Source organism: Streptomyces sp. NPDC060194, assembly GCF_042728285.1.
In the GTDB taxonomy this organism is placed as follows: Bacteria; Actinomycetota; Actinomycetes; order Streptomycetales; family Streptomycetaceae; genus Streptomyces.
The window spans coordinates 1-16,555 of sequence record NZ_JBHWZH010000124.1 but is presented as its reverse complement, the minus strand read 5'-3'; the positions used below and the strand labels follow the sequence as shown (position 1 = coordinate 16,555).

Below are 16,555 nucleotides of genomic sequence, written 5' to 3'. Positions count from 1 at the left end.
GTGGGCGCGGTGCGCTGTGGAACTCTTTCCCGAGCCGTGACGTCAATGACCCGAACGGCCGGCCGGAGACCGGCCGAGCGGGACCGAAGGACTGAGGAGAGTATGGGCCAGGAGCGAACCGGCGGCCGGCCGACCAGCAAGCCGGGCCGTCCCCTGCGCGGGAGCGGCAGCCGGCGCAGGCCGCGCCCCCGCCGCCGGGGCATACGCGTCGCCGCGTGGAGCGCCGCCGGCCTCGTCGCCGTCGCGGGCACGGGCGGCGGGTACCTCTACTACCACTTCAACGGCAACCTCAAGGGCGTCGACATCAACGCGGCGCTCGGCTCCGACCGGCCCGACGACGTCGACAACGGCTCGATGGACATCCTGCTCCTGGGCTCCGACTCCCGGGCCGGCGCCAACGCGGAGTACGGCCTCGACGAGGGCGGCGCCCGGGCGGACACCGCGATGGTGCTGCACGTCTACGAGGGCCACAAGAAGGCGAGCGTCGTCTCGATCCCCCGCGACACGCTCGTCACCCGCCCCGACTGCACCGCCGAGAACGGGCAGGACGAGCCCGGCGGCACCCGGGTCATGTTCAACACCGCCTACCAGGTGGGCGGGCCGGCCTGCGCGGTGAAGACCGTGGAGCAGATGTCCGGCATCCGCATGGACCACTACCTGGAGGTCGACTTCAGCGGCTTCAAGAACCTCATCGACGAGCTCGGCGGCGTCGACCTCACGCTGAAGCAGCCGGTCAACGACGCCAAGAGCCGTCTGGACCTTGAGGCGGGCCCGCACACCCTCGACGGCGAGCAGTCCCTCGCCCTGGTCCGCACCCGCAAGGCCGTCGGCGACGGCAGCGACCTCGGCCGGATCCAGCTCCAGCAGGCCTTCGTCAAGGCGCTGATCGCCCAGGCGAAGTCGGTCGGCGTCTTCAGCAGCCCCACCAAGCTCTACGGCCTGGCGGACACCGCGACCAAGGCCGTCACCACCGACTCCGAGCTGGACTCCGTCAAGAGCCTCACGAGCTTCGCGAACGGCCTGAAGGACATCGGCGGCAAGAACCTGGACATGGTCACGATGCCGGTCGTCTACGACACCTCCGACGTCAACCGGGTCGTGCCGCTGGAGAAGCAGTCCGCGCAGGTCTGGGCGGCGCTCAAGGCCGACCGGCCGATCCCGGCCTCGGCGACGAAGGACTCGGCCGGCGACAAGGGCGAGGCGGGCAAGGTCGTCGGGTCCTGAACGACCACTTGTGATACCCCCGGAATACTTCCGGCACACTCCTGGTTTTGGGAGATGCGGCCGGTCCTGGCAGACTGGTCCGTCGGCCCCGGTTCACGCAGCGGCAATTCCGCCGGTGCGACCCGGTGCCCTCCCGAACCTAGGAGACACCTTGAAGCGCGACATCCACCCCGAGTACTTCGACACCCAGGTCTCCTGCACCTGCGGCGCGTCGTTCACCACCCGCAGCACGATCCCGAGCGGCACCGTCCGTGCCGAGGTCTGCTCCGCGTGCCACCCGTTCTACACGGGCAAGCAGAAGATCATGGACACCGGCGGCCGTGTGGCCCGCTTCGAGGCCCGCTTCGGCAAGTCCGCCGCCAAGTAGCGAGCTCGCAGCGCCGGTCTCCGGTCGCCCCGTCCGCGGGGCGCCGGGACCGGCGTTTTGCGCTGACAGCCCCCCGCCGCGACGAGACGCCGCAGCACCCACCCCATGGCCACCCCAGGAGCCGGAGATGTTCGAGGCCGTAGAGGACCTCACCGCTGAGCACGCCGACCTCGAGACGAGGCTCGCCGACCCGTCGGTCCACGCCGACCAGGCCAACGCGCGCAAGCTCAACAAGCGCTACGCCGAGCTGACCCCGATCGTCGCCGCGTACCGCTCCTGGAAGCAGCTCGGCGAGGACATCGAGACGGCCCGCGAGTACGCCTCCGTCGACCCCGACTTCGCCGCCGAGGCCAAGGAGTTCGAGCAGCAGCGCGAGGAGCTGACCGAGAAGCTGCGGCTGCTGCTCGTCCCCCGGGATCCCAACGACGACAAGGACGTGATCCTCGAGGTCAAGGCGGGCGCGGGCGGCGACGAGTCGGCGCTCTTCGCCGGCGACCTGCTGCGGATGTACCTGCGGTACGCCGAGCGGGTCGGCTGGAAGACCGAGATCATCGACGCCACCGAGTCCGAGCTGGGCGGCTACAAGGACGTCCAGGTCGCGGTGAAGACCAAGGGCGGCCAGGGCGCCACCGAGCCCGGCCAGGGCGTGTGGGCCCGGCTGAAGTACGAGGGCGGGGTGCACCGCGTGCAGCGGGTGCCCTCCACCGAGTCCCAGGGCCGCATCCACACCTCCGCCGCCGGCGTGCTCGTCACGCCCGAGGCCGAGGAGGTCGAGGTCGAGATCCACGCCAACGACCTGCGGATCGACGTCTACCGCTCGTCGGGCCCCGGCGGCCAGTCCGTCAACACCACCGACTCCGCGGTCCGCATCACCCACCTGCCGACCGGCGTCGTCGCCTCCTGCCAGAACGAGAAGAGCCAGCTCCAGAACAAGGAGCAGGCCATGCGCATCCTGCGCTCGCGGCTGCTCGCCGCCGCCGTCGAGGCCGCCGAGCAGGAGGCCTCGGACGTCCGCCGCAGCCAGGTCCGCACGGTGGACCGCTCGGAGAAGATCCGCACGTACAACTTCCCGGAGAACCGGATCTCCGACCACCGGGTCGGCTTCAAGGCCTACAACCTCGACCAGGTCCTCGACGGCGACCTCGACGCGATGATCCAGGCCTGCGTCGACGCCGACTCCGCGGCCAAGCTCGCCGCGGCCTGAGCCGCGGCTCCGCACCACTGCCCGTGACGCACCTTTCGGAGGGAAGCGCGTGAACCTTCTGCTCGCCGAGGTGGCCGGCGCCGCCCAGCGGCTGGCCGACGCCGGCGTGCCCTCCCCGCGTTTCGACGCCGAGGAGCTCGCCGCCTACGTGCACGGGGTCAAGCGGGGTGAGCTGCACAGCGTCAAGGACGCCGACTTCGACGCCCGCTACTGGGAGGTCATCGCCCGCCGCGAGGCCCGCGAACCGCTCCAGCACATCACCAACCGCGCCTTCTTCCGCTACCTGGAGCTCCAGGTCGGCCCCGGCGTCTTCGTGCCCCGGCCGGAGACGGAGTCCGTGGTCGGCTGGGCGATAGACGCGGTCCGGGCGATGGACGTCGTCGAACCGCTCATCGTCGACCTGTGCACCGGCTCCGGGGCCATCGCGCTCGCCATGGCCCAGGAGGTGCCCCGCTCCCGGGTGCACGCCGTCGAGCTCTCCGAGGAGGCGCTCGTCTGGACCCGCAGGAACGTCGAGGGCTCCCGGGTCCACCTGGTGCAGGGCGACGCGCTCAGCGCGTTCCCCGAGCTGGACGGCCAGGTCGACCTGGTGATCTCCAACCCGCCGTACATCCCGCTCACCGAGTGGGAGTACGTCGCCCCCGAGGCCCGCGACTACGATCCCTCGCTCGCCCTGTTCTCCGGCGAGGACGGCCTCGACACCATCCGCGGTCTGGAGCGCACCGCGCACCGGCTGCTGCGGCCCGGCGGGATCGTCGTCGTCGAGCACGCCGACACCCAGGGCGGCCAGGTCCCGTGGATCTTCAACGAGGAGGCCGGCTGGGCGGACGCCGCCGACCACCCCGACCTGAACAACCGGCCCCGGTTCGCGACCGCCCGCAAGGCGACACCGTGACCGCGCCCCCCGGCCCCCCGACGCACCGCCCGCACCCCCCGACGCACCCGTTCACGCATCCGCACGAGGAGACCCGCTGATGGCCCGGCGATACGACACCGACGACGTCACCGACCGCGCCACCGGTCTGCGCGAGGCCGCCTCGGCGGTCCGCCGCGGCGAGCTGGTCGTGCTGCCGACGGACACCGTCTACGGCATCGGCGCCGACGCCTTCTCCTCCGAGGCCGTCGCCGACCTCCTCGACGCCAAGGGCCGGGGCCGCAACATGCCCACCCCCGTCCTCATCGGCTCGCCGAACACCCTGCACGGGCTCGTCACCGACTTCTCCGAGAAGGCGTGGGAGCTCGTCGACGCGTTCTGGCCCGGAGCCCTGACGCTGGTCGCTAAGCACCAGCCGTCCCTGCAGTGGGACCTCGGCGACACCCGCGGCACCGTCGCCATCCGGATGCCGCTGCACCCGGTCGCCATCGAGCTGCTCACCGAGGTCGGCCCGATGGCCGTCTCCTCCGCCAACCTCACCGGCCACCCCTCGCCGGAGAACTGCGACGCCGCCCAGCAGATGCTCGGCGACTCCGTCTCCGTCTACCTCGACGGCGGCCCCACCCCCGGCATCGTGCCGTCCTCGATCGTCGACGTCACCGGCCCGGTGCCGCTGCTGCTGCGCGAGGGCGCGCTCTCGCCCGAGGAGCTGCGCAAGGTGGTACCCGACCTCGAGGTGGCCAATTGACCGCCCCTGAGGGGCGTGGCATAGCGGGTCCGGGGACCTTTCGCATCCTCCACGTCAGCACCGGCAACGTCTGCCGCTCGCCGATCACCGAGCGGCTGACCCGGCACGCCCTCAGCGACCGTCTCGGCGACCCGCTGACGGGCGGCCTCGTCGTGGAGAGCGCGGGGACCTGGGGGCACGAGGGCGCGGCCATGGAGGCGCACGCCGAGGCCGTCCTGACCGAGCTGGGCGCGGACCCCTCCGGCTTCGTCGGCCGGGAGCTGCTCGACGAGCACGTCATCCGCGCGGACCTCGTGCTCACCGCGACGCGCGACCACCGGGCGCAGGTCATCTCCATGGGGCACTCCGCGGGGCTGCGCACCTTCACGCTGAAGGAGTTCACCCGTCTCGTACGGGCCATAGATCCCGCCACGCTGCCCGACCCGCTCGACGACGGCGTCGTCGAGCGCGCCCGCGCGCTGGTGCGCGCGGCGGCGGCCCTGCGCGGCTGGCTGCTCGCCCCCACCGCCGACGCGGACGAGGTCAACGACCCCTACGGCGCCCCGCTGCCGTTCTTCCGCTCGATCGGCGACGAGATCGCGACGGCGCTCGACCCCGTCGTCACCGCCCTGACCGGCGTACCGGCCCGCCTGCCGTAGGGCGGGCGCGCACGTGCCGTACGGCGCGCCCCGCACTAGATTGGAACGCGCAACCCCCTCCTCCCCGGGAGCCGTGCGATGCCGGTCGACCCCCTCCTGACCCAGGACCCCGAACTCGCGGACGTCCTCGCCGCCGAGGCGGAGCGCCAGGCCCGCACGCTGCAGCTGAACGCCGCGGAGAACTTCGCGTCGCCCGCCGTGCTGCGGGCGCTCGCCTCCCCGCTGGCGAACAAGTACGCCGAGGGCTACCCCGGCGCCCGCCACCACGCCGGCTGCGAGCTCGCCGACCTCGCCGAGCGCATCGCCCAGGACCGCGCCAAGGCCCTCTTCGGGGCCGCGCACGCGAACGTCCAGCCGCACTCCGGCTCCGCCGCCGTCCTCGCCGCGTACGCCGCCCTGCTCCGACCCGGCGACACCGTCCTCGCCACGGCGCTCCCGGCCGGCGGCCACCTCACCCACGGCTCCCCGGCCAACTTCTCCGGCCGCTGGTTCGACTTCGTCGGCTACGGCGTCGACCCGGAGACCGGCCTGATCGCCTACGACGAGGTCCGCGCGCTGGCCCGCGCCCACCGCCCGCGGGCGATCGTCGTCGGCTCGACCACGTACCCCCGCCACCCCGACCACGCCCTCTTCCGCGCGATCGCCGACGAGGTCGGCGCGTACCTGGTCGTCGACGCCTCCCACCCGATCGGCCTGGTCGCCGGCGGCGCGGCCCCCAACCCGGTGCCGTACGCGGACGTGGTGTGCGCCACCACGCACAAGGTGCTGCGCGGGCCGCGCGGCGGGATGATCCTGTGCGGCGCGGACCTCGCCGAGCGGGTCGACCGGGCGGTGTTCCCGTTCAGCCAGGGCGGCGCCCAGATGCACACGGTCGCGGCGAAGGCGGTCGCCTTCGGCGAGGCCGCCACCCCCGCCTTCACGGCCTACGCCCACCGGGCCGTCGCCAACGCCCGGGTGCTCGCCGCCGCGCTCGCGGCCGAGGGGCTCGACGTCACCACCGGCGGCACCGACACCCACCTGATCACCGCCGACCCCGGGCCGTTCGGCGTCGAGGGCCGCACGGCCCGCAGCGTGCTGGCGGCCTCCGGGATCGTCGTCGACGCCTGCCCGCTGCCGCACGGCGGGCCGCGCGGAATCCGCCTCGGCACGGCCGCGGCGACGACCCAGGGCATGGGCGCGACCGAGATGACGAGGATCGCCGCGCTGATCGGCCGGGCCCTCGGCGGGGAGCGCGGTGCGGCCGAGGAGGTGCGCGCGCTGACGGCCGCGTTCCCGCCGCCGGGGAGCCCGACGGAGACGGTCGGATCGGTGCCGGCGGCGCTCTGATCCGGCGCTCCGTACCGACCACGTGGAACCATCGGTCCTACCCGCTTGTCCCTCCCGTCATGCGGGCGCAGCTAGGGTGTGGGCCTGAGATGGCCGGCGAGACCTGTGGGGAAGACCGTGCGTGAATACCTGCTGACGCTGTGCGTCACGGCCGCGGTGACGTACCTGCTCACCGGACCGGTGCGGAAGTTCGCCATCGTGGCGGGCGCCATGCCGCAGATCCGCGCGCGGGACGTGCACCGGGAACCGACGCCCCGCCTGGGCGGGATCGCGATGTTCTTCGGGCTCTGCGCGGGGCTCCTGGTGGCGGCCCACCTGACGAACCTCGGTGAGGTCTTCACCACCTCCAAGGAGCCGCAGGCGCTGCTCTCCGGGGCCGCGCTGATCTGGATCATCGGCGTCCTCGACGACAAGTTCGAGATCGACGCCCTGATCAAGCTCGGCGGCCAGATGATCGCCGCCGGCGTCATGGTCCTCCAGGGCCTCACCGTCCTCTGGCTCCCGATCCCGGGCGCCGGGCTCGTCTCGCTGAGCGAGTGGCAGGGCAACCTGCTGACCGTCGCCCTGGTGCTGATCACGATCAACGCCGTCAACTTCGTGGACGGCCTGGACGGCCTCGCGGCCGGCATGGTCTGCATCGCGGCCTCCGCGTTCTTCCTGTACTGCTACCGGATCTGGTACGGCTACGGCATCGAGGCGGCCGCCCCGGGGACGCTCTTCACGGCGATCCTGATCGGCATGTGCCTGGGCTTCCTGCCGCACAACATGCACCCCGCGCGGATCTTCATGGGCGACTCCGGGTCGATGCTGATCGGCCTGGTGCTCGCGGCGGCCGCGGTCTCCGTCACCGGACAGGTCGACTGGGACCAGCTCAGCCAGGAGGTCGGCTCCACCCGCGGCGCCACCTACATGAGCCTTCCGATCTTCATCCCGCTGCTGCTGCCGCTCACCATCATCGCGATCCCGATGGCCGACCTGGTACTCGCGGTGGTGCGGCGGACGTGGAACGGGCAGTCGCCGTTCGCCGCCGACCGGGGGCACCTGCACCACCGGCTCCTGGAGGTCGGCCACTCGCACAGCCGTGCGGTTCTGATCATGTACTTCTGGTCGGCGCTGATCGCGTTCGGGACGCTGGCCTACTCGGTGCACGACGACAGCATGTGGATCGTGCTCGTCATCATCAGCTTCAGCGCGGTGGGCCTCGGCCTGCTCCTGCTGCCTCGGTTCAAGCCGCACGCGCCCAGCTGGGCCGGCTCCTTCGTGCCGCCGCGCTACCGCAGGCCGTCGCCGGAGCGCGCGCCGGCCGGGGCAGCGCGGGAGGACGGGCCGGCGCGGGAGGACGGGCCGGCGGAGTCCGGGACCGAGCGCACTCCCGTGGGGGTGACGGCGAACGGGTCCACGGCGATCGGCCACCGTCCGCGCTTCACGGACTCCAGAAACGCCCGTTAACAGACATTGCGGACGGTGTCAGTCGACACTCCGGTGGCTAGCCCGATCGTGTGACGGGCGGCACACCGGGAGGGTAAAGACCGTATCAAATAGTTTGTGATACGGTTCACGAGATCCCAGGGAACAGCGTCGAGGGACCGCAGTGCGGTGGCCCACCGGCGGCAGGAGACCACTCCGCCCGGGATTACGCTCGTCCATGACGACACTCATGCCCCCCGAACCTGAGCGGAGCTGCCGCCATGCCCTCCAACGACGCACGGATGCTTCTGCATACCGTCGTTCCCACCGCTGCCGTCGGTGCTGTCGCCGCCGTGATCAGTGCGGTGGTGGCGGGTGGTGACGGCGCGCTGGGCGCGGTGGTCGCGACGCTCGTCGTGATCCTGTTCATGGGGATCGGGATCGTCGTGCTGCAGCGCACGGCGAGGAAGCTCCCGCATCTGTTCCAGGCGATGGGGCTCATGCTGTACACGGCGCAGCTGCTGCTGCTGTTCGTGTTCGTGGCCGCATTCAAGGACACCACGCTCTTCAATCCGCGCGCGTTCGCCGCGACGATCGTCGTGGCCTCCCTGACGTGGATCGCCGCTCAGGCGGTCGCCCACTCCAAGGCCAAGATCCTCTACGTCGAGCCCGAGAAGTCGGACCGCTCGTCGTGAGAGGTAGGCCCGGTATAAAGGCGCGTTCGAGATCCTGCTATCGTCCGGTTCCAACTGCGGCACTGCGGGCGCGGGCATCCGAGCTGACGCCTGCACCATCGCGAGGCTCACTGCCCTGTAGCCGCCCCCACATCCGATACACCAGTCCAGTGCCGACCCGCGGCTTCACGCCGCGCCGACACAACGAGGTTGCCGTACCCATGCGTCACGCCGAAGGAGCCCGTGGTGAGTGCTGACCCGACGCAGGTGCTCGCCTTCGAGACCGACTGCCACCTCTTCGACGGGTGTGGTTTTCCGGCTCCGGGCCTGCATTCGTTCCTCTTCGAGCCGCTCTGGGGCGACGCTGAGGGTGTCTACTTCAACAAGCCGATGCTGCTCGCCCTGCTCGGCTCCATCATCGTGGTGGGGTTCTTCTGGGCCGCCTTCAGCAAGCCGAAGCTGGTCCCCGGCAAGCTCCAGATGGTGGCCGAGGCCGGCTACGACTTCGTGCGCGAGGGCATCGTCTACCAGACGATCGGGCGCCGTGAGGGAGAGAAGTACGTTCCGCTCGCGGTCGCGCTGTTCTTCTTCATCTGGATGATGAACCTCTGGTCCATCATCCCGGTCGCGCAGTTCCCGGTGACCTCGATCATCGCGTACCCGATGGTGCTCGCCGCGATCGTCTACATCCTGTGGGTGTCGCTGACGTTCAAGCGCCACGGATTCGTCGGCGCTCTCAAGAACTTCACCGGCTACGACAAGTCGCTCGGCCCGGTGCTGCCGCTCGCCATGACCATCGAGTTCTTCTCGAACCTGCTGGTCCGACCGTTCACCCACGCGGTGCGGCTCTTCGCGAACATGTTCGCCGGCCACACCCTGCTGCTGCTCTTCACGATCGCCAGCTGGTACATGCTGAACGGCATCGGCATCGCGTACTCCGCCGTCTCGTTCCTGATGGTCATCGTGATGACCGCGTTCGAGCTCTTCATCCAGGCTGTCCAGGCGTACGTCTTCGTGCTCCTGACTTGCACCTTCATCCAGGGCGCGCTCGCCGAGCACCACTGAGTCCCGCCCGGACCCAGAATCGTCCGGTGGCCAACCCCCACCGGTCCGTAAAGAGAAGGAAGAACTGGCCATGTCCCAGACCCTCGCTGCTGTCACCGGTGACCTCGGATCCGTCGGTTACGGTCTCGCCGCGATCGGCCCCGGCGTCGGCGTCGGCATCATCTTCGGTAACGGCACCCAGGCGCTGGCCCGTCAGCCCGAGGCCGCCGGTCTCATCCGCGCCAACCAGATCCTGGGCTTCGCGTTCTGTGAGGCGCTTGCCCTGATCGGCCTCGTCATGCCGTTCGTCTACTAAGACGAACGACTCGACGACCATCCCTTTCTACGAAAGGCACTGATGTGAACGCCCTGGTTCTGCTGGCGGCTGAGGGAGAGAAGGAAAACCCCCTCATCCCGCCGTGGCCCGAGGTCGTCATCGGCCTTATCGCCTTTGTCATCGTCTTCGGCTTCCTCGCGAAGAAGCTCCTCCCGAACATCAACAAGGTTCTGGAAGAGCGTCGCGAGGCCATCGAAGGCGGTCTCGAGAAGGCCGATGCGGCCCAGACTGAGGCCGAAAGCGTCCTGGAGCAGTACAAGGCACAGCTGGCCGAGGCCCGGCACGAGGCCGCGCGCCTGCGCCAGGAGGCGCAGGAGCAGGGTGCGGCGCTCATCGCGGAGATGCGCGCCGAGGGGCAGCGCCAGCGCGATGAGATCATCGCCGCCGGCCACACCCAGCTCGCCGCGGACCGCAAGGCCGCCGCGTCCGCGCTGCGTCAGGACGTGGGCAAGCTCGCCACCGACCTGGCCGGCAAGCTCGTCGGCGAGTCCCTCGAGGACCACGCCCGGCAGAGCCGCACCATCGACCGGTTCCTCGACGAGCTGGACGGCACGGCCGCGTCGGCGGGAGCGACCCGATGACCATGCTCGGAGCGAGCCGCGAGGCGCTGGCCTCCGGCCGTGAGCAGCTCGACGTCTTCACCGACTCGCCGTCGGTGGACGCCGCGAAGCTCGGCGAGGAGCTGGCTGCCGTCACCGCGCTGCTCGACCGCGAGGTCTCGCTGCGCCGGGTCCTCACCGACCCGGCGCAGGCCGGCGACGACAAGGCGCAGCTGGCCGAGCGGCTGCTCGGCGGCCAGGTCGGGCAGCAGGCGCTGAGCCTGGTGTCCGGACTCGTCCGCGCCCGCTGGTCGCGCTCGCGCGACCTGGTCGACGGCCTGGAGGAGCTCGCCGCCACCGCGGACCTCGCGGCCGCGCAGCGGGCCGGCGCCCTGGACGACGTGGAGGACGAGGTCTTCCGCTTCGGCCGGATCGTCGCCTCCGACACCGGTCTGCGTGCCGCGCTGACCGACCGCGCCGCCACGGCGACCGCGAAGACCGAGCTGCTGCACCGGCTGCTCGGCGGCCGGGCGAACCCCGCGACGGAGCGTCTCGTGACGCGCCTCGTGGTTCACCCGCGTGGACGTAGCCTGGAGAAGGGCCTCGAGTCCCTGGGCACGCTCGCCGCGGCGCGCCGCAGCCGCATGGTCGCCGTGGTCACCACCGCGGTGCCGCTGTCCGAGACGCAGAAGTCGCGCCTCGGTGCGGCCCTCGCGAAGCTGTACGGCCGTCCCATGCACCTGAACCTCGAGGTGGACCCCGAGGTCCTCGGCGGAGTCCAGGTGCAGGTGGGCGACGAGGTCATCAACGGCTCCGTCGCGGAGCGCCTCGCCGAGGCGCAGCGCCGGATGGCCGGCTGAAGCGGCCACCACCAACTCAAGACGATTCATGACGGCCCGAGTTGGGCCGACAAGTAATTGATTCGGGCCCAACAAGGAGAGCAGGGAACCCAGATGGCGGAGCTCACGATCCGGCCGGAGGAGATCCGGGACGCGCTGGAGAACTTCGTCCAGGCGTACAAGCCGGACGCGGCCTCGCGGGAGGAAGTCGGTACGGTCACCGTTGCCGGCGACGGCATCGCGAAGGTCGAGGGTCTTCCCTCGGCCATGGCCAACGAACTGCTGAAGTTCGAGGACGGCACCCTCGGTCTCGCCCTCAACCTCGAGGAGCGCGAGATCGGTGCGGTCATCCTCGGCGAGTTCAGCGGCATCGAGGAGGGCCAGCAGGTCTCGCGGACCGGCGAGGTCCTCTCCGTCGCCGTCGGCGAGGGCTACCTGGGTCGCGTCGTCGACCCGCTCGGTAACCCGATCGACGGCCTCGGCGAGATCGAGACGTCGGGCCGTCGCGCCCTCGAGCTGCAGGCCCCCACGGTCATGCAGCGCAAGTCGGTGCACGAGCCGATGGAGACGGGCTACAAGGCCGTCGACGCGATGACCCCGATCGGCCGCGGCCAGCGCCAGCTGATCATCGGTGACCGCCAGACCGGCAAGACCGCCCTGGCCGTCGACACCATCATCAACCAGAAGGCCAACTGGGCCTCCGGCGACGTGAACAAGCAGGTCCGCTGCATCTACGTCGCCATCGGCCAGAAGGGCTCCACCATCGCCTCCGTCCGCGGAGCGCTGGAGGAGGCCGGTGCGCTGGAGTACACGACCATCGTCGCCGCCCCGGCGTCCGACCCGGCCGGCTTCAAGTACCTGGCGCCGTACACCGGTTCGGCCATCGGCCAGCAGTGGATGTACGAGGGCAAGCACGTCCTCATCATCTTCGACGACCTGTCGAAGCAGGCCGACGCCTACCGCGCCGTGTCCCTGCTGCTCCGTCGCCCGCCGGGCCGCGAGGCCTACCCGGGTGACGTCTTCTACCTGCACTCCCGCCTCCTGGAGCGCTGCGCGAAGCTCTCCGACGAGATGGGCAAGGGCTCGATGACGGGTCTCCCGATCGTCGAGACCAAGGCGAACGACGTGTCGGCGTTCATCCCGACCAACGTCATCTCCATCACCGACGGCCAGTGCTTCCTGGAGTCCGACCTGTTCAACGCGGGCCAGCGCCCGGCGCTGAACGTCGGTATCTCGGTCTCCCGCGTCGGTGGCTCCGCCCAGCACAAGGCCATGAAGCAGGTCTCCGGCCGGCTCCGCGTGGACCTCGCCCAGTACCGCGAGCTGGAGGCGTTCGCCGCCTTCGGTTCCGACCTGGACGCGGCCTCGAAGTCCGCCCTGGAGCGTGGTTCGCGGATGGTCGAGCTGCTGAAGCAGCCGCAGTACCAGCCGATGGCCACCGAGAACCAGGTCGTCTCCGTCTGGGCCGGCACCACCGGCAAGATGGACGACGTCCCGGTCCAGGACATCCGCCGCTTCGAGTCCGAGCTGCTGACCCACCTCCACCAGAAGGAGGCGGGCCTCATGACCTCCATCCGTGAGGGCGGCAAGCTGTCGGACGACACCCTGACGGCGATCGCGGACGCGATCACCGACTTCAAGAAGACGTTCGAGACCTCGGACGGCAAGCTGCTCGGCGAAGACGCCCCCGCCGCTGCCGCCAAGTGACGACGGAAGGGACCTGACTCATGGGAGCGCAGCTCCGGGTCTACAAGCGTCGCATCCGGTCCGTCACCGCGACGAAGAAGATCACCAAGGCGATGGAGATGATCGCCGCCTCGCGTGTCGTCAAGGCGCAGCGCAAGGTGGCGGCGTCCCAGCCGTACGCGACCGAGCTCACCCGGGCGGTCACCGCGGTGGCGACGGGTGCCAACGACAAGCACCCGCTCACCACCGAGGCGGAGAACCCGGTCCGGTCCGCGGTCCTGCTCCTCACGAGCGACCGCGGTCTGGCCGGCGCCTTCAACTCCAACGCCATCAAGGCCGCGGAGAAGCTCACCGAGCGGCTGCGGGGCGAGGGCAAGGAGGTCGACACCTACATCGTCGGCCGCCGCGGCATCGCCCACTACAACTTCCGTGAGCGGACCGTCACGGGGACCTGGACCGGGTTCACCGACGAGCCGCAGTACGGGGACGCGAAGAACGTCGCGGCCCCGCTCATCGAGGCCATCGAGCTGGAGACGGCTGAGGGCGGCGTGGACGAACTCCACATCGTCTACACCGAGTTCGTCTCGATGATGACCCAGAACGCGGTCGCCGACCGGCTTCTTCCGCTCAGCTTGGAAGAGGTCGCGAAGGAGTCCGGCGGCAAGGACGAGATCCGCCCGCTGTACGACTTCGAGCCGTCGGCGGAGGACGTCCTCGACGCCCTCCTGCCGCGGTACGTCGAAAGCCGCATCTACAACGCGATGCTCCAGTCGGCCGCTTCGAAGCACGCCGCCACGCGGCGCGCGATGAAGTCGGCCACCGACAACGCGGGAGACCTGATCCATTCGCTCTCCCGCCGTGCCAACGCGGCCCGCCAGGCCGAAATCACCCAGGAAATCAGCGAGATCGTCGGTGGCTCCAGTGCCCTCGCCGACGCGAACGCGGGGAGTGACAGGTAATGACGACGACAGTTGAGACGGCCGCTGCCACGGGCCGCGTCGCCCGGGTCATCGGCCCGGTCGTCGACGTGGAGTTCCCCGTCGACGCGATGCCGGAGATCTACAACGCCCTTCACGTCGAGGTGGCCGACCCGGCCCTCGCCGGCGAGAAGAAGACGCTGACCCTCGAGGTCGCGCTGCACCTCGGCGACGGCCTGGTCCGCGCCATCTCCATGCAGCCCACCGACGGCCTGGTCCGCCAGGCCCCGGTGACCGACACCGGCACCGGCATCACCGTGCCCGTCGGCGACTTCACCAAGGGCAAGGTGTTCAACACCCTCGGCGAGGTGCTCAACCACCCCGAGGAGAACGCCAACGTCGGCGAGCGCTGGTCCATCCACCGCAAGGCCCCGGCCTTCGACCAGCTCGAGTCCAAGACCGAGATGTTCGAGACCGGCCTGAAGGTCGTCGACCTCCTCACCCCGTACGTCAAGGGCGGGAAGATCGGTCTGTTCGGTGGTGCCGGTGTCGGCAAGACCGTGCTGATCCAGGAAATGATCATGCGTGTGGCGAAGCTGCACGAGGGTGTGTCGGTCTTCGCCGGCGTCGGTGAGCGTACCCGTGAGGGCAACGACCTCATCGACGAGATGGAGGAGTCGGGCGTCCTGGACAAGACCGCCCTGGTCTTCGGCCAGATGGACGAGCCCCCGGGCACCCGTCTGCGCGTCGCCCTGGCCGGTCTGACGATGGCGGAGTACTTCCGCGACGTCCAGAAGCAGGACGTGCTGTTCTTCATCGACAACATCTTCCGCTTCACCCAGGCCGGTTCGGAGGTGTCGACCCTCCTCGGTCGCATGCCGTCCGCCGTGGGTTACCAGCCGAACCTGGCCGACGAGATGGGTCTCCTCCAGGAGCGCATCACGTCGACCCGCGGTCACTCGATCACCTCGATGCAGGCGATCTACGTCCCCGCGGACGACCTGACCGACCCGGCCCCGGCCACCACCTTCGCCCACCTCGACGCGACGACGGTCCTCTCCCGTCCGATCTCGGAGAAGGGCATCTACCCGGCCGTGGACCCGCTGGACTCCACGTCCCGCATCCTGGACCCGCGCTACATCGCGCAGGACCACTACGACGCCGCGATGCGCGTCAAGGGGATCCTCCAGAAGTACAAGGACCTCCAGGACATCATCGCGATCCTCGGTATCGACGAGCTCGGCGAGGAGGACAAGCTGGTCGTCCACCGCGCCCGTCGCGTCGAGCGCTTCCTGTCGCAGAACACCCACGCGGCGAAGCAGTTCACCGGCCTCGACGGCTCGGACGTCCCGCTCGACGAGTCGATCGCGGCGTTCAACGCGATCTGCGACGGCGAGTACGACCACTTCCCCGAGCAGGCGTTCTTCATGTGCGGTGGCATCGAGGACCTCAAGGCGAAGGCCAAGGAGCTCGGCGTCTCCTGAGTCCGCGTGACTCGTGCGGGGGGCGGGGCCCCGGTCCCGCCCCCCGCTGCACGTCCCCTAGAATTCGAAGACACCCGGCGGTACTAGAGCCGGCCGGGTGGTGACCAAAGGAGCCTCTCGTGGCTGCTGAGCTGCATGTCGAGCTGGTCGCCGCCGACCGTAGCGTCTGGTCCGGCGAGGCCACCCTGGTCGTCGCGCGGACCACGTCCGGCGACATCGGCGTCATGCCCGGTCACCAGCCGCTGCTCGGTGTGCTGGAGACGGGCCCGGTGACGATCCGCACCACCGGTGGTGACACGGTCGTGGCCGCGGTGCACGGCGGGTTCATCTCGTTCGCGGACAACAAGCTGTCGCTGCTCGCCGAGATCGTCGAGCTGGCCGACGAGATCGACGTCCAGCGCGCCGAGCGTGCGCTGGAGCGCGCGAAGTCCGAGGCCGACGCCGCCGCCGAGCGGCGCGCGGACGTCCGGCTGCGCGCGGTGGCTGTGCGCTGACACACCACCCACGGATTTCTCCTCAGCCGCGGTACGTGCTGGAATCACCGGTACGTGCCGCGGCTGAGGCGATGCAGGATGAGGTACGCGCCGTCAAGGCGACGGGTGATCCGCTCGGCGGATCCTTCACAGGCGAGGAGGTCGGTGCAGATGGTCCTCGCTCTCGTGGTGTGCGGAGTCGTCGTCGCGCTGGTGGCGATCGGGCTCTTCGTCTTCGGACTGCGCCGGCGGCTGATCCAGCGCTCCGGCGGCACCTTCGACTGCTCGCTGCGCTGGGACGTCCCCGCCAAGGCGGACCCCTCCGGCAAGGGCTGGGTCTACGGCGTCGCCCGCTACAGCGGTGACCGCGTCTCCTGGTTCCGGATCTTCTCCTACGCCCCGCGCCCGCGCCGCGTCCTGGAGCGCTCGGCGATCGAGGTCGTCGACCGCCGGGCCCCCGACGGCGAGGAGGAGCTGGCGCTGCTCTCCGACGCGATCGTCCTCGGCTGCACGGTCCGCGGCACCCGGATCGAGCTGGCGATGAGCGAGGACGCGCTTACGGGCTTCCTGGCCTGGCTGGAGGCGGCCCCGCCGGGACAGCGGGTGAACGTCGCGTAGAGCGGCGTTCGGGGTCCCGCTGGGTGGGGGTGCCCCCTGGAGCGAAGCTCCTTGGCGAGCATGGAGAAGCCGGAGTGACAGGGGGCGATCCCGTCACTCCGGCTTCCGTCTTGAGGGGTGCGCGGCCGGGGGGTGGTCGGCCGCGCGGGTCGTCGT

Annotated in this window: 18 protein-coding genes; all 18 read left to right on the top strand. The window is 70.4% G+C overall.

The genetic code is table 11. The features are described from left to right. Positions 1-102: 102 nt before the first annotated feature. The 18 genes from ACFWEG_RS22930 (at position 103) to ACFWEG_RS22845 (ending at position 16,399) form a co-directional block, all read left to right on the top strand. The gene (locus ACFWEG_RS22930; protein ID WP_387218219.1) at positions 103-1,224 is read left to right on the top strand and encodes an LCP family protein; all 1,122 of its coding nucleotides are present in this window, start codon (positions 103-105) and stop codon (positions 1,222-1,224) included. 151 nt (positions 1,225-1,375) lie between these two features. After that, entirely contained in the window at positions 1,376-1,591 is a 216-nt protein-coding gene (rpmE, locus tag ACFWEG_RS22925; RefSeq protein WP_387218217.1) for a 50S ribosomal protein L31, read from the top strand. Positions 1,592-1,718: 127 nt separating this feature from the next. After that, on the top strand, positions 1,719-2,795 hold the full coding sequence (prfA, locus tag ACFWEG_RS22920; RefSeq protein ID WP_387218215.1) for a peptide chain release factor 1: 1,077 nt from the start codon (positions 1,719-1,721) through the stop codon (positions 2,793-2,795). A gap of 49 nt (positions 2,796-2,844) precedes the next feature. After that, entirely contained in the window at positions 2,845-3,690 is an 846-nt protein-coding gene (gene prmC / locus ACFWEG_RS22915; RefSeq protein ID WP_387218213.1) for a peptide chain release factor N(5)-glutamine methyltransferase, read from the top strand. A gap of 79 nt (positions 3,691-3,769) precedes the next feature. Continuing rightward, on the top strand, positions 3,770-4,417 hold the full coding sequence (locus ACFWEG_RS22910; RefSeq protein ID WP_387218211.1) for an L-threonylcarbamoyladenylate synthase: 648 nt from the start codon (positions 3,770-3,772) through the stop codon (positions 4,415-4,417). Next, the gene (locus tag ACFWEG_RS22905; protein ID WP_387218209.1) at positions 4,414-5,055 is read left to right on the top strand and encodes a protein-tyrosine-phosphatase; all 642 of its coding nucleotides are present in this window, start codon (positions 4,414-4,416) and stop codon (positions 5,053-5,055) included. The genes ACFWEG_RS22910 and ACFWEG_RS22905 overlap by 4 nt, the downstream gene beginning before the upstream one ends. Before the next feature lie 78 nt (positions 5,056-5,133). Next, positions 5,134-6,381 carry a serine hydroxymethyltransferase gene (glyA, locus tag ACFWEG_RS22900; RefSeq protein WP_387218207.1) on the top strand — a complete coding sequence of 416 codons (1,248 nt, stop codon included), beginning with the start codon at positions 5,134-5,136 and terminating at the stop codon, positions 6,379-6,381. Positions 6,382-6,498: 117 nt separating this feature from the next. Beyond that, positions 6,499-7,830, top strand: coding sequence for an MraY family glycosyltransferase (locus ACFWEG_RS22895; RefSeq protein ID WP_387218205.1), 1,332 nt, complete (start codon positions 6,499-6,501; stop codon positions 7,828-7,830). Positions 7,831-8,069: 239 nt separating this feature from the next. Further along, positions 8,070-8,483 (top strand): hypothetical protein, encoded by a 414-nt coding sequence (locus ACFWEG_RS22890; protein ID WP_387218203.1) that lies wholly within the window; start codon positions 8,070-8,072, stop codon positions 8,481-8,483. Between the two features lie 225 nt (positions 8,484-8,708). Next, positions 8,709-9,527 carry a F0F1 ATP synthase subunit A gene (atpB, locus tag ACFWEG_RS22885; RefSeq protein WP_387218201.1) on the top strand — a complete coding sequence of 273 codons (819 nt, stop codon included), beginning with the start codon at positions 8,709-8,711 and terminating at the stop codon, positions 9,525-9,527. Between the two features lie 70 nt (positions 9,528-9,597). Beyond that, positions 9,598-9,822: an ATP synthase F0 subunit C gene (atpE, locus tag ACFWEG_RS22880; protein ID WP_018521144.1), complete on the top strand. Its 225-nt coding sequence runs from the start codon at positions 9,598-9,600 to the stop codon at positions 9,820-9,822. Positions 9,823-9,866: 44 nt separating this feature from the next. Next, positions 9,867-10,424 (top strand): F0F1 ATP synthase subunit B, encoded by a 558-nt coding sequence (locus ACFWEG_RS22875; protein WP_387218199.1) that lies wholly within the window; start codon positions 9,867-9,869, stop codon positions 10,422-10,424. Between the two features lie 2 nt (positions 10,425-10,426). Beyond that, a complete protein-coding gene (locus tag ACFWEG_RS22870) occupies positions 10,427-11,242 on the top strand; it encodes a F0F1 ATP synthase subunit delta (protein ID WP_387218221.1) in 816 nt (271 codons plus the stop codon). 93 nt (positions 11,243-11,335) lie between these two features. Further along, on the top strand, positions 11,336-12,928 hold the full coding sequence (gene atpA, locus ACFWEG_RS22865) for a F0F1 ATP synthase subunit alpha (protein ID WP_387218197.1): 1,593 nt from the start codon (positions 11,336-11,338) through the stop codon (positions 12,926-12,928). Positions 12,929-12,948: 20 nt separating this feature from the next. After that, complete coding sequence (locus ACFWEG_RS22860; protein ID WP_387218194.1) at positions 12,949-13,866, top strand: F0F1 ATP synthase subunit gamma; 918 nt, start codon at positions 12,949-12,951, stop codon at positions 13,864-13,866. Beyond that, positions 13,866-15,308: a F0F1 ATP synthase subunit beta gene (gene atpD, locus ACFWEG_RS22855; RefSeq protein ID WP_387218191.1), complete on the top strand. Its 1,443-nt coding sequence runs from the start codon at positions 13,866-13,868 to the stop codon at positions 15,306-15,308. The genes ACFWEG_RS22860 and atpD overlap by 1 nt, the downstream gene beginning before the upstream one ends. Before the next feature lie 119 nt (positions 15,309-15,427). Continuing rightward, the gene (locus ACFWEG_RS22850) at positions 15,428-15,802 is read left to right on the top strand and encodes a F0F1 ATP synthase subunit epsilon (RefSeq protein WP_387218188.1); all 375 of its coding nucleotides are present in this window, start codon (positions 15,428-15,430) and stop codon (positions 15,800-15,802) included. 150 nt (positions 15,803-15,952) lie between these two features. Continuing rightward, the gene (locus ACFWEG_RS22845) at positions 15,953-16,399 is read left to right on the top strand and encodes a DUF2550 domain-containing protein (protein WP_387218185.1); all 447 of its coding nucleotides are present in this window, start codon (positions 15,953-15,955) and stop codon (positions 16,397-16,399) included. The last annotated feature ends 156 nt before the right edge of the window (positions 16,400-16,555 follow it).

What these genes read in the sequence shown, in the direction of transcription:
- atpE (WP_018521144.1), top strand. Translation starts at nt 9,598, where the DNA reads ATGTCCCAGACCCTCGCTGCTGTCACCGGTGACCTCGGATCCGTCGGT.
- prfA (WP_387218215.1), top strand. Translation starts at nt 1,719, where the DNA reads ATGTTCGAGGCCGTAGAGGACCTCACCGCTGAGCACGCCGACCTCGAG.
- ACFWEG_RS22890 (WP_387218203.1), top strand. Translation starts at nt 8,070, where the DNA reads ATGCCCTCCAACGACGCACGGATGCTTCTGCATACCGTCGTTCCCACC.
- ACFWEG_RS22910 (WP_387218211.1), top strand. Translation starts at nt 3,770, where the DNA reads ATGGCCCGGCGATACGACACCGACGACGTCACCGACCGCGCCACCGGT.
- ACFWEG_RS22870 (WP_387218221.1), top strand. Translation starts at nt 10,427, where the DNA reads ATGCTCGGAGCGAGCCGCGAGGCGCTGGCCTCCGGCCGTGAGCAGCTC.
- atpD (WP_387218191.1), top strand. Translation starts at nt 13,866, where the DNA reads ATGACGACGACAGTTGAGACGGCCGCTGCCACGGGCCGCGTCGCCCGG.
- atpA (WP_387218197.1), top strand. Translation starts at nt 11,336, where the DNA reads ATGGCGGAGCTCACGATCCGGCCGGAGGAGATCCGGGACGCGCTGGAG.
- glyA (WP_387218207.1), top strand. Translation starts at nt 5,134, where the DNA reads ATGCCGGTCGACCCCCTCCTGACCCAGGACCCCGAACTCGCGGACGTC.
- ACFWEG_RS22860 (WP_387218194.1), top strand. Translation starts at nt 12,949, where the DNA reads ATGGGAGCGCAGCTCCGGGTCTACAAGCGTCGCATCCGGTCCGTCACC.
- ACFWEG_RS22845 (WP_387218185.1), top strand. Translation starts at nt 15,953, where the DNA reads ATGGTCCTCGCTCTCGTGGTGTGCGGAGTCGTCGTCGCGCTGGTGGCG.
- ACFWEG_RS22930 (WP_387218219.1), top strand. Translation starts at nt 103, where the DNA reads ATGGGCCAGGAGCGAACCGGCGGCCGGCCGACCAGCAAGCCGGGCCGT.